Annotated in this window: 7 protein-coding genes; all 7 read right to left on the bottom strand. The window is 47.0% G+C overall.

Annotated features, from left to right (window positions below; translation table 11 throughout):
- Positions 1 to 97 precede the first annotated feature (97 nt).
- The 7 genes from FIV04_RS06600 to FIV04_RS06570 all read right to left on the bottom strand — a co-directional run bounded on the left by FIV04_RS06600 (position 98) and on the right by FIV04_RS06570 (position 12,794).
- Positions 98 to 2,044: a propionyl-CoA synthetase gene (locus FIV04_RS06600; RefSeq protein WP_152468630.1), complete on the bottom strand. Its 1,947-nt coding sequence runs from the start codon at positions 2,042 to 2,044 to the stop codon at positions 98 to 100.
- A gap of 153 nt (positions 2,045 to 2,197) precedes the next feature.
- Positions 2,198 to 3,370: a 2-methylaconitate cis-trans isomerase PrpF gene (gene prpF / locus FIV04_RS06595; protein ID WP_152468629.1), complete on the bottom strand. Its 1,173-nt coding sequence runs from the start codon at positions 3,368 to 3,370 to the stop codon at positions 2,198 to 2,200.
- 9 nt (positions 3,371 to 3,379) lie between these two features.
- Positions 3,380 to 5,995 (bottom strand): Fe/S-dependent 2-methylisocitrate dehydratase AcnD, encoded by a 2,616-nt coding sequence (gene acnD / locus FIV04_RS06590; RefSeq protein WP_152468628.1) that lies wholly within the window; start codon positions 5,993 to 5,995, stop codon positions 3,380 to 3,382.
- A 115-nt stretch (positions 5,996 to 6,110) separates the two neighbouring features.
- Positions 6,111 to 7,283 carry a 2-methylcitrate synthase gene (gene prpC, locus FIV04_RS06585; RefSeq protein ID WP_032549153.1) on the bottom strand — a complete coding sequence of 391 codons (1,173 nt, stop codon included), beginning with the start codon at positions 7,281 to 7,283 and terminating at the stop codon, positions 6,111 to 6,113.
- Between the two features lie 191 nt (positions 7,284 to 7,474).
- Positions 7,475 to 8,377, bottom strand: a complete 903-nt coding sequence (prpB, locus tag FIV04_RS06580; protein ID WP_152468627.1) for a methylisocitrate lyase — start codon at positions 8,375 to 8,377, stop codon at positions 7,475 to 7,477.
- A gap of 102 nt (positions 8,378 to 8,479) precedes the next feature.
- Complete coding sequence (locus tag FIV04_RS06575; RefSeq protein WP_152468626.1) at positions 8,480 to 9,202, bottom strand: GntR family transcriptional regulator; 723 nt, start codon at positions 9,200 to 9,202, stop codon at positions 8,480 to 8,482.
- A gap of 412 nt (positions 9,203 to 9,614) precedes the next feature.
- Positions 9,615 to 12,794: an HD domain-containing phosphohydrolase gene (locus tag FIV04_RS06570; protein ID WP_152468625.1), complete on the bottom strand. Its 3,180-nt coding sequence runs from the start codon at positions 12,792 to 12,794 to the stop codon at positions 9,615 to 9,617.
- Positions 12,795 to 12,813: the final 19 nt, after the last annotated feature.

The following is a 12,813-nucleotide window of genomic DNA, read 5'->3' as shown; positions in this document are numbered from 1 at the left end:
CACTGAACCATAAAGAAAGCCGCTTAGTACTTATCACTAAGCGGCTTATTAAACGTCTTTATTTTATTAACAGTACTAATTGAATTAACAGTACTGACTAGACTTCTTTTGATAGACGACTTTCGATTTCTTTAAGGCTAGATGGGTCATCGATTGTTGAAGGCACAACGTACTGCTCTCCATCCGCGATTTGTCGTATCGTCTTACGCAGAATCTTGCCCGAGCGAGTTTTAGGTAGACGCTCAACAACAAGCGCTTGTTTAAAGCAGGCAACCGCACCAATTTCATTACGAACCTTTCCTACCAGTTCCCCTTGAAGCTCAATGTCATCGACTTTTACGCCATCTTTAAGTACCACTAATCCAAGCGGAAGCTGCCCTTTCAAGTCATCGTGAATTCCCACAACCGCACATTCAGCAATAGCAGGGTGGCCACCAACGATCTCTTCCATTTCACCAGTCGACAATCTATGCCCCGCAACGTTAATCACATCGTCAATACGTCCCATAATGAATAGATAGCCCTCTTCGTCTAGGTATCCACCATCACCCGATACATAGTAACCAGGGAACTGACTCAAGTAGCCGGATTCAAAGCGGTCATGATTGCGCCAAACGGTAGGGAGACAACCCGGTGGTAGAGGACGCTTAATCGCAACAAAGCCTTGCTGATTTGGCTGAGCCGTTTCTCCTAATTCATCGAGGATCTCGACTTGATAGCCCGGAACAGGTTTAGTCGCTGAACCAGCTTTCACAGGCATCAGTTCTAAGCCAGTTGGGTTACCCGCGATGGCCCAGCCTGTCTCGGTCTGCCACCAGTGATCGACAACCGGTTTAGCTGTTTTACTTTCAACCCACTCTAGGGTTGGTGGGTCCAAACGCTCCCCGGCCATAAAGATAGTGTCGAGCTTTGATAGATCATATTGCTTGAGACATTCCCCCTCTGGGTCTTCCTTCTTGATTGCACGAAACGCTGTAGGAGCTGAGAATAAAACGTTCACAGAATACTCTTCACAAACTCGCCAAAACGCGCCCGGATCGGGAGTTCGAACTGGCTTACCCTCAAACAAAATGGTCGTACAACCGTGAATCAAAGGCGCATAGACAATGTAAGAGTGGCCAACAACCCAACCGACATCAGAAGCCGCCCAGAAAACCCCGTCTTGTGGCATGTTATAGATAGTACTCATCGAATACTTCATCGCAACCGCATGACCGCCATTATCACGTACAACCCCTTTCGGCTTGCCCGTAGTGCCTGAGGTATACAAGATATAAAGAGGATCCGTTGCAAGCACAGGCACACAACCGTGAGGCAGTGAGTTCTCCATCTCCTGCTGCCAATCCAAATCTCGCTCATTTTGTAACTCAGCTTCACATTCAGGTCGTTGAAGCACTAGTACATTTTGTGGCTTCCAGCGACTATCCATAATAGCTCTATCAACCAAAGGCTTGTACGGAATAACTTTGTTGATTTCGATGCCACACGACGCCGTGATCAGCATCTTAGGCTCGGCGTCCTCAATGCGTACCGCAAGCTCATGAGGGGCAAAACCTCCAAATACCACTGAGTGAATCGCACCGAGTCTCGCACAGGCAAGCATCGCCATCGCCGCTTCCGGAATCATCGGCATATAAATAACCACTCGGTCGCCCTTTTTGACACCCTGAGCCGCTAGCAAGCCGGCGACTTTCGCTACTTGATCGCGCAACTCCACATAGCTGTAGCGCTTCTTAACGCCTGTTATAGGAGAGTCATAGACGAGCGCAGTGGTATCACCTCGTCCTTGCTCACAATGATAATCAAGTGCAAGCCAGCACGTATTCATCACGCCGTCAGCAAACCAGCGCTCTATACCATTGTCATCTTTCTCTAAAATTCGGGTAGGTTCTTCAAACCAATCAATACATTGAGCTTGGCTTTGCCAGTATTGCTCAGGGTTACGCGTCGCAAAATCATAGGCAGCTTGGTAAGCTCCTGTTTGCGCCACACCTTGGTTTGAAGTTTCAATTGATTGCTCTTTTTGCTCTAGTGTAGAAGACATAACGCCTCCTCCTTGAATTCGTCAGAAAACGATCAGCCGTATACTCGGCTTGTTGACCTTTTGTCTTTACGTGTTATTGCCCGTATTGAATAGCCTATTCAGGTCTTGGCACAGCAATGTCGTAATAAACAGACCATGCCAAGACCCAAGCATTTACAATGGACAAGGCACGCGCACTAACCCTTCCATCAGGATCCGAGCACTTCTGCTCATCATGGCTTTCTCTACCGCCCACCCTTTAGGGGTTAACGAAGCACCGGCTCCCACCTTTAACGTTCCAGAAGGGTGTCCAAAAGTAGTAAAATCTCGTTCGCCACCACCTGCAGCGCGATTAACCAGTGTTCCGGATATGGCGGCGGCCGATGCTATGGCAACAGCTGCTGTTCCCATCATGGCGTGGTGCAATTTGCCCATGGACAGCGCTCTAACCAAGACGTCAATCTCAGCCTCTTCGACCATCTTCCCACTAGATGCTTTATACGGTTTTGGTGGCGATACAAACGCTACCTTCGGCGTGTGCTGACGCAATTGAGCCTCACAGATATCTTCAATCAAACCCATGGCAACAGCGCCGTGCGCTCGAATCGACTCAAACAGCGCTAAGGCTTTCTCGTCAGAGTTGATGTCTTCTTGCAGTTCAGTTCCTTGATATCCAAGAACGGATGCATCAACAAAGATGGTTGGTATCCCTGCGTTAACCAAACTCACCTCAATACAACCCAATTCAGGAACATCGAGTAGATCAACCGCTTGTCCGGTTGGAAGCACACTCCCCACCTCACCAGCGGGTTCCATAAAGTCGACCTGAATTTCAGCGGCTGGAAAAGTCACGCCATCTAACTCAAAATCACCGACTTCTTGAACTTGACCATTAATCATTGGTACATGGACAATAATTGTCTTCTCGATATTGGCTTGCCAAACCCGAACTTCAACGACGCCGTTCATTGGGACTCGTTCTGGATCAATAAGACCAGCGTGAATGGCATAAGGCCCGATAGCAGCTGATAAGTTGCCACAGTTACCGCTCCAATCGACAAACGGTTTATCAATCGCTACCTGACCAAATAAATAATCGACATCATGACCGGGTTGTTCACTCTTAGATGCAATCACAATCTTACTGGTACTGGATGTTGCTCCACCCATACCGTCTGTATGTTTGCCGTAAGGATCTGGGCTACCAATAACGCGCATCAGTAAATTGTCTCGATACTCGCCGGGCGTTTGCGCACGCTCTGGCAGGTCAACAAGATTAAAGAAAACACCTTTACTAGTGCCGCCTCGCATGTAGGTGGCCGCAATTTTCAATTGATGAATACTCATAATGCCTCCCTACTGAGCCAAAAAGTCTTTGGCAAAGCGTTGAAGTACGCCACCAGCTTGATAGACATGCACTTCGTCTTCGGTATCCAGACGACAAGTGACTGCGACATCCATTCGGCTACCATCCTGACGTGTAATAACTAATGCGAGATCTGCGCCCGGTGTGATATCCCCATGGACATCAAACAGTTCTGTGCCATCTAGCTTGAGCGTATTGCGATTTTCCCCAGCTTTAAATTGCAGCGGCAGAACGCCCATTCCGACTAGGTTGGTACGGTGGATACGCTCAAAACCTTCAGCAACAATCGCTTCCACACCAGCCAAGCGAACACCTTTAGCAGCCCAGTCTCGAGATGATCCTTGACCATAGTCGGCCCCAGCGATCACGATCAGCGGTTGCTTTCTATCCATGTAGGTTTCGATTGCTTCCCACATGCGTGTTACCTTGCCTTCAGGTTCGATACGAGCAAGTGAGCCTTGTACCACTTTGCCATTTTCTTGGACCATCTCATTAAAGAGCTTAGGGTTAGCAAAGGTGGCACGTTGAGCGGTTAAGTGATCGCCTCGATGAGTCGCGTAAGAGTTAAAATCCTCTTCTGGCACATCCATTTTGGCTAAGTACTCACCGGCTGCGCTGCTCGCGAGAATCGCATTAGACGGAGAAAGGTGATCTGTGGTGATGTTGTCACCCAGAATTGCCAGTGGTCGCATTCCTTTCAGCGAACGCTCCCCTGCCAAAGCGCCTTCCCAATATGGAGGACGACGGATATACGTGCTCTTCGGACGCCAATCGTATAGAGGCTCACTGGCTGACAGCCCTTCATCCAACTTAAACATTTGAATGTAGATGTCGTTAAACTGTTGTGGTTTCACGTGTTGCGCTACAACTGCATCGATCTCTTCGTCACTTGGCCATAAGTCGCTCAAATAGATCGGATTGCCCGACGCATCATTGCCAAGGCTGTGCTTCTCAATATCAAAGCGCATTGTCCCTGCAAGCGCATAAGCGACAACTAGTGGAGGAGATGCTAAAAACGCTTGCTTGGCATAAGGGTGAATACGACCATCGAAGTTTCGGTTTCCAGATAGCACAGCTGTGGTGTAAAGATCTCTGTCTATGATTTCTTGTTGAATCTGCGGATCAAGTGCGCCACTCATGCCATTACAGGTCGTACAGGCATAGCCGACAATACCGAAGCCCAGCGTTTCAAGTTCATCCAACAAGCCTGCCGATTCAAGGTAAAGCTTGGCCACTTTCGAACCCGGAGCAAACGAGGTTTTCACCCACGGTTTGCGAACAAGCCCCAACTGGTTGGCTTTTTTAGCGACTAAGCCTGCTGCAACCACATTTCTTGGGTTACTGGTATTAGTACAAGACGTGATAGCAGCAATGATCACCGCGCCATCTGGCATTTGATCGTCGTCGCTTTCAGTCAGCTCTTCATGGCTGATTCCTTGTTGCTGTAACTCAGAAGTTGGTAGTCGACGATGAGGGTTAGACGGGCCAGCAAGGTTTCGTTCGACCTGCGACAAATCAAACTCAAGCACACGCTCATATTTCGCTGAAGTCATATCATCAGCCCAAAGCCCAACTTGCTTAGCATAGCGCTCTACCAAATCGACCTGCTCTGGCTCACGCCCCGTTAGCTTGAGATACTGAATGGTCTGCTCATCGATGTAGAACATACCCGCGGTCGCGCCATATTCCGGTGTCATGTTAGAGATCGTCGCACGGTCACCAATCGACAAGGCTCTCGCCCCTTCCCCGAAAAACTCTAGGTAGCTAGAGACAACACGCTCTTTACGCAAGAATTCAGTAATCGCGAGCACGATATCTGTTGCAGTAATACCTTCTTGACGCTGACCAGTAAGCTTAACACCCACAATATCAGGCAATCGCATCATTGATGGTCGACCCAGCATCACAGTTTCAGCTTCTAGTCCGCCAACACCAATCGCGATAACGCCTAGTGCATCAACGTGAGGAGTATGGCTATCGGTACCGACGCAGGTGTCTGGATATGCTAGGCCGTTTTTGTTTTGAATAACTGGCGACATCTTCTCAAGGTTGATCTGATGCATGATCCCGTTACCCGCAGGGATAACATTCACATTCTTAAATGCCGTTTTACACCACTCGATAAAATGGAAGCGGTCTTCATTACGGCGCTCCTCAATTGCGCGGTTTTTATCAAATGCGTCATCTTCAAAGCCGGCGTGTTCAACAGCCAATGAATGGTCAACAATCAGTTGTGTCTCAACCACAGGGTTTACTTTAGCTGGATCGCCGCCCTGATCCGCAATTGCATCTCTCAAGCCTGCGAGATCAACCAATGCAGTTTGGCCAAGGATGTCGTGACAAACAACACGAGCAGGATACCAAGGGAAATCACGCTCTCGTTTTCTTTCGATGATCTGCTCTAGGCTGGCTTGTAGTGAGTCGATATCACAACGTCTTAGAATCTGCTCAGCCAGAACTTTAGAGGTGTAAGGTAAGGTGTCGTAGCTACCGGGAGCAAGTTGCTCAACCGCGTCACGTACGTCATAAAATTCAAGGTTAGTTCCCGGCAACACTTTTCGAAATTGATTTCGACACTGCTCACGGTCTTGGGTATATTCGGTCATAATCGCCCCTCCATATTGGGCGTAACTTCACTGCTCGATAAAGGTGGATGACGTCCAAATAGAGCCAGACGACATCCATTGCCGACAGAGCAATCCACTCTGTCTATCGTTACAGTTAACGCAAATGGATAGGCAACCACTCTTGGTGCTCAGGGCCCGTGTAGTCCGCACTTGGGCGAATGATACGGTTATTCGCTCTTTGCTCGAACACGTGCGCAGCCCAGCCAGTCAAACGACTCATCACAAAGATAGGAGTGAACAGCTTAGTTGGGATATCCATGAAGTGGTACGCCGATGCATGGAAGAAGTCAGCGTTACAGAATAGTCCTTTCTCGCGCTTCATTACCGACTCAACGCGCTCTGAAACTGCATACAGTTTAGTGTCACCCACTTCTTCAGAAAGCGCCTTAGACCATTGCTTAATCAAAGCATTACGTGGATCGCTTTCACGGTAGATAGCGTGACCAAAGCCCATGATTTTGTCTTTGTTAGCAAGCATCTGCATGATATTGGATTCCGCTTCTTCTGGTGTCTGCCAATCTTGAATCATCTCCATCGCAGCTTCATTCGCACCACCATGCAGAGGGCCTCGCAGCGTACCAATCGCCGCAGTCACACAAGAGTGAATATCGGACAAAGTCGAAGCACAAACACGCGCCGCAAACGTTGAAGCATTAAACTCATGCTCAGCGTAAAGGATAAGTGAACAGTGCATCACCTGCTTATGTAGCTCAGTTGGGGTTTCATCGGTTAGCATTTTCAAGAAGTAACCACCGATACACGCTTCACTGTGATCCTCAGTATCTACTCTTACGCCATCGTGGCTAAAGCGATACCAGTAACAGATAATGGCTGGAAACAACGCAAGCATTCGCTCAGTCGCATTAAGCTGCTGAGTAAAATCTGTCTCTTGCTCAATATTACCTAGCATGGAACAACCCGTGCGCATCACATCCATTGGGTGGGCATCCGCAGGGATTAACTCAAGCGCTGCTTTTAATGATTCAGGTAAGCCGCGCAAGCCAACAAGCTTGGTCTTGTAATCATCAAGCTCTTTCGCATTCGGTAGGTGACCTCTAAGCAGCAGGTACGCCACTTCTTCAAACTGGGCATTGTTGGCAAGGTCTGTAATGTCGTAACCGCGGTAGGTCAGGCCTGTACCTGATTTACCTACGGTACACAAAGCGGTCTCGCCTGCACTTTGGCCTCGAAGACCCGCGCCGCCGATCGGTGCCTTAGCTGGCGCTTTCTCTTCGACACTTGCTTTGTTGCTCAATGTAGTGGTCATGATGAACTCCTTCTCTGTGTTAGCTGCCTGCACTCTTTGGTGCGTTTTTGATTCAGTCCTAAGCGCATATTTCATCCAAAATATAGAGTCACTTGGCTGTTGTAGGTCTAGCTAACCGTTTCACGTTATTGGATTAAGTATTCTTAATGTTTCTTTAAATTCGTTATTTCTAATTGCGTTACTGAGCCGCTCTATTCGCTCTCGTCACTCGCAAACAGCTGATCAAGCTTATTCTCGTAATCGTGGTAATTCAGGTGCTGGTAAAGCTCTTTACGTGTCTGCATTGAATCTAGCAGCGCCTCTTGATTGCCTTCGACTAACAGGTGTTTGTAGACGTTTTCTGCCGCTTTATTCATCGCTCTAAAGGCGCTCAACGGGTACAGAACCATGTCGACATGAGCCTCTGCCAGTTCTTTGCAGTTGTATAATGGTGTCTGACCAAACTCAGTAATATTGGCCAAGATAGGAATATGACGGCCTGTTGCAGATTGCAGCGCTGTTGAGAACTTCACGTATTGATCAAGTTGATTCATCGCTTCAGGGAAGATCATATCTGCGCCTGCTTCTACACATGCAATTGCGCGTTCAATCGCACTGTCGATGCCTTCCACGGCCAAAGCGTCTGTTCTCGCCATGATCACAAAGTCGCTGTCTACCCTTGCGTCTGCCGCCGCTTTTACTCGGTCGACCATCTCAGCTTGGCTCACAATGGCTTTATTTGGACGGTGGCCACATCGTTTCTGCGCCACTTGGTCTTCCATGTGAACAGCCGCGGCTCCAGCTTTTTCCATCGCTTTGATAGTACGAGCGATATTGAATGCCCCGCCAAAGCCAGTATCAATATCAACCAGCAGAGGCAGGTCACACGCATTGGTAATGCGTTCTACATCCACTAACACGTCGTTTAATGTAGTGATACCTAAATCTGGTAGTCCGTAAGACGCATTGGCAATACCACCTCCTGACAAATAGATAGCCTGATGCCCTAGGTTTTTCGCCATCATGGCGCAATAAGGGTTAATGGTTCCGACGATCTGCAGCGGATGGTTGTTTGCAACCGCTTCACGAAACTTAGCTCCTGGCGATAGATTCATGATTTCTCTCCCTGATGTATTCGATTTCTGTTGGTGTGACTGCGAACAGGTGCAGTCATCACGCTATATGTGCTTTAAGTAAGAATTTCAGATTCACTCGATTTATTGAGCGTCCTGTTTAACTTGCAATCGCTGCTCAATAAGGCGGCGACTGCCTGATATATGTCTTCTCATCAACATTTCTGCTAACTCTTCATCTCGTTGGCTGATTGCTTGCAGAATAAACTTGTGTTCGTTAAGTGCTTCAATAGGGCGTGATTGAGCGCGAGGAGATTGGTAGCGGTACATGCGGAGCAAGTGATAAAGCTCATCGCACAAAAGCGCCTCTAACTTACTATTACGACTCGCTTTGATGATTCGGTAATGGAAGTCAAAATCACCGTGCTGATGGAAGTAAGATGCGCCATCTACTTGGTCAATGTGCTTTGAGTGAGTCAGTAGCAGCCCTTCTAAACCCATTAACTCTTCAGCTGTGATGTATCGAGCCGCCAATCTCGCTGCCATGCCCTCAAGTGCCTCTCGTACGGAATAGAGCTCGATCAGCTTCTCTTCGCAAAGGGTAATTACGCGAGCACCAACATGAGGAATACGCTCAATCAGCCCAAGCCCTTCCACTCTCATCATTGCTTCACGTAGCGGGCCACGGCTCACTTCAAATCGCTTAGCCAACTCTGGCTCAGAGATTTTTCCGCCCGGCTCAAGTTCACCACTAACGATGGCTTCAATCAGATACTCCGTCAGACTTGCTGACTTAGTATGCTCTTTGTCGCCCCCTTTTAACTTAGGGTCATCGTTAAGCAAGGTATTTACTGCTGTCGTCGCCATCTTCTTTTCACCCTAATCCTACATATTCATCTCTAATGATTGTTTTTAGAATTGCGCTAATTGTTAACAATCATTCAACATTGATAACAAGATAGCCTGCCAACCTGTCAACAATCAAGCATATTGTCGACAATTTAGACTAAGGTATAGCCCTACACTTTTTATCCAGATCGTATCTTAGAAACACATAATTTACGCTAAACACATGATTTAATTGACCAATGTTTATAATTAAGCGTATTTCTAAGCTTTTCGAGGAAAAAGACACTGTCGACAATAGTTTGAGACCCTGAGTTTTGGTCGACAATCTGATGTGTAAAAAGGGTATTTAGAAAAGAAAACCATCAGGTATAGAAAAGGCGCACACTTTGGTACGCCTGTATTTGGGTTGACTGGGGGGTGATTGGGGAAGCTAAACCGCTTTTAAGAGAACGTCCTGCTCCATATATTTTTCAATATCCACATCGTCGATCTGCTCTGGTTTTAGATACTCTTGGGCATAACGAATATGCGTACCACTGGTTAAGAACAGTCTGAATAAATCGATATCTAAGTGCTCGTCTAACGCCATCTTATACATGATGTCGACAGCCACACTGATAGGCTTGGCTTTCTTATATGGCCTATCTGCGGCCGTTAACGCCTCAAAAATATCTGAGATAACCAAGATACGTTCAGGAATAGACAGGTCATCTGCCTTAAGTTTACGCGGGTAACCTGTCCCTTTTAATGTTTCATGATGAGTTGACGCGTAACGAGGTACACGGCTGAGCTCTTTAGGAAAAGGAAGATTCTCAAGCATCTTAATGGTACTGATCATATGCTCGTTGATCTTAAAGCGGTCTTCTGCCGTCAGCGTGCCACGAGCAATACTCAGATTATAAACCTCCCCTTGGTTATATAAGTACTCAGGCACATCCATTTTAATCCCATGTTTAGGATCAAACTCAATTGGACGGTCGCGCTTAATAATGTGTTCAGGCTTATCCGATAACAGCTTCTCGGTAGCGGGTAGTCGAGTGTTACCCTGCTTATTGAGTTCCTCAATTGGCGATAGACCCAGTCTGTCATCAAAGTGACGCGTCCATGTGATGTCAGCAATCTGCTTGATTCGCTCGACCTTATCTTGACTCATGAATTCACCACCCACGTTCGAAGTCGCAATGAATGAGAAGTCATCTTGCAATTGAGCTTGCGCCAGTTTGAGTTGTTTATCGATCTCTTCTTCGCTGAGTTGACCTTCCAATTGTTGAGTTAGCGCTTTGATTTGAGCATCACGCCACAGAACTTCAAATCGGGTTCGAACTTCATGGATACGGTTATAGTTCGCTTCTAGCTTAGAGCCTTTGTCGACAATATGCTCTGGCGTTGTGATCTTACCGCAATCATGTAACCAAGCGGCAATTCTAAACTCGCGTCGTTCATCATCATTGTTAAACTTAAACGACTTAAATTGACCACTCTCACACCGCTCTGCAGCCTCAGCTAACATCAAGCCTAGCTCTGGTACACGGTTACAGTGCCCTGCCGTATACGCAGATTTGTCATCGATGGCTTGTGCGATGAGTTTAATGAAGGCTTCCACAAACGCCTCTTGCGCTTCTTCGTGTCGTTTAATCTCTTTTGACATATCAACAATCGCTGTCGACAGCTCATCGATCTCTGAGATACGCGTGTTAACAGGTCTCACATCATCATACTGACGCTCTTTAATCAGATCTGTTTGCGCAATCAGGGTGGTGATTGGATTAACAATTGGCGAACCAAAGCGCCACGCCAATGGTAACAAGCCCAACAGGAACACTCCGGTGATTAATACCGATTTCGCGACCTTGTCCATCACCTGGGCCAGCACGATGCTCTCTGGAACAATCACCGCAAAATACTCATCCCCCTGCGCACGGGTTGGTGTGATGTAGATGTATTTGTCGATGCCCGAAACGTTACGTTTCACCAACTGTCCATGTAGAGCTTCAGTATGAGCAAATTCATACAGCTCTAGATACGGAACTCGGCGCATGTCTTCTTTGGCTATCTTCTTGTTAGGGTTCAGCCATTTTTCTTCTAAGTAAGTGCGTTGCTCCGCATTGATGTTCGCAATAGCTAGGTTGATGATTTCAACGACATCCTGATCGCCTTTTTGCATCAAGATGTGATAATTGGATGGGAAGTCTTCCACCAGCTCCTCAATACCCTCGCTGAGCTTCATATCAACCAAAAAGTATTGCTGGATTGCGGATTTAAGAATTGCCGAGCTATCCAAAAAACCATCAACCTTTCCTGCTTTTAGAGCATGTACGCTGTCGTTGATGTTTGAAAACTCTACCAACTCAATCTGTGGATACTTAGAACGAAATTCCGGAATGATTGACCAACCCGACAGAATCGCTAAGCGTTTACCATTGAGTTCTTTCAGCGATTCAATCTTGCCTAAGCGCTTATTCGCTACGATTGCAAAAGGCAGTTGGTAAATGGGATCGCTGAACGCCCCTGTGGCGTAGCCTTGGTTGTTGTTCTGCAATGAGTGCAGCACATCTAATGAACCGTCGCTGTACTGCTGCAATAACTCATTCCAAGTAAACCCGTTAATGAACTCGAACTTCAGCCCAGTTGAGCGTGAAAGCTCTTTCAGTAAGTCAATCGCATAACCTCTTGGCTCACCCGAGATAGCATAATCCATGGGCCCCCAAGCCATCTGGTTTGACACTTTTAATGAGCGCGTATTCTCGATAAGCTCTCGCTGAGTTTGGGTGAGCTCTAAAGGCACGCCTTGAGGCATCTCGTCTGCAAAGTTCGGTGCTAGGTTAGTCGCAGTCACTTCGCCATTTCGTCGAAATACAAATGCTTCAACTCCAGAGCTAGCGCCAGAGCTGGCTAAAATGCCTTTCATTTTATCAGACAAAGAGGAGAGCAAAACATCAACACCCAGCACTAATTGATGCTCTGGTAGCTCCACAGAAAAGGTTTGACCTGTGATCTTTAGGTGTTGAAAAAGGTAGGGTTCAGTCTTACTTACCAGCTCTGTCGCACTTTCATACCAAGGACGTTGAGTTGGGAAGTAGTTGCTGTTTTCTGAAATTTGATGGCGAACGTTAAAGTTTTCATCCAGAAAGTGAGTTTGTTTTAGTCGTTGATCGCCTTGGTCAAAAATGCGTATTAGAACCCAGCGGTCTTGAGGGGCTGCATTGATTTTCTCTCGAACGATAGGAGAAGACTCAAGGTTGATCAATTGGAAAAAGTTATCGTCCCGCTCCCCCAAATAGACACTGTAGATTTGCGCATTATTCGACAACACATCGGCGAAGATCTTCTTTAATGTCTCTTGATCAAGCCGGTCATCGGTTGCTCTCAGAATCGATGCCAATAATCCTGTTGTGTAACTGCTCTCACCATCCGAGCTTTTAATATAGTCGCTGATATTATTGGCAATAATAGAATACTTGGTGAGTGTATTCTCTGTGGCGAGCTTGTTGTTGAAATAATACTGCAAAGAGATCGCTAATATTGCAGTGATAATTGTGGCAACGATAAACATGCCACCCACCGTAAACCGAATAGAGAACTTCTTCTCTGCTCCGTAGACCTTATCCATATAGCCAGACATCCGTGTT

Origin of the sequence: Vibrio sp. THAF190c (assembly GCF_009363355.1) — a bacterium.
Classification (GTDB): Bacteria; Pseudomonadota; Gammaproteobacteria; order Enterobacterales; family Vibrionaceae; genus Vibrio; species Vibrio fortis_A.
Note: the sequence above shows the minus strand (reverse complement) of the source record. Positions and strands in the feature narration are given on the sequence as shown.

Coding starts and splice junctions, on each gene's coding strand:
- FIV04_RS06600 (WP_152468630.1), bottom strand. CDS start 2,044: ATGTCTTCTACACTAGAGCAAAAAGAGCAATCAATTGAAACTTCAAAC.
- prpF (WP_152468629.1), bottom strand. CDS start 3,370: ATGAGTATTCATCAATTGAAAATTGCGGCCACCTACATGCGAGGCGGC.
- acnD (WP_152468628.1), bottom strand. CDS start 5,995: ATGACCGAATATACCCAAGACCGTGAGCAGTGTCGAAATCAATTTCGA.
- prpC (WP_032549153.1), bottom strand. CDS start 7,283: ATGACCACTACATTGAGCAACAAAGCAAGTGTCGAAGAGAAAGCGCCA.
- prpB (WP_152468627.1), bottom strand. CDS start 8,377: ATGAATCTATCGCCAGGAGCTAAGTTTCGTGAAGCGGTTGCAAACAAC.
- FIV04_RS06575 (WP_152468626.1), bottom strand. CDS start 9,202: ATGGCGACGACAGCAGTAAATACCTTGCTTAACGATGACCCTAAGTTA.
- FIV04_RS06570 (WP_152468625.1), bottom strand. CDS start 12,794: ATGGATAAGGTCTACGGAGCAGAGAAGAAGTTCTCTATTCGGTTTACG.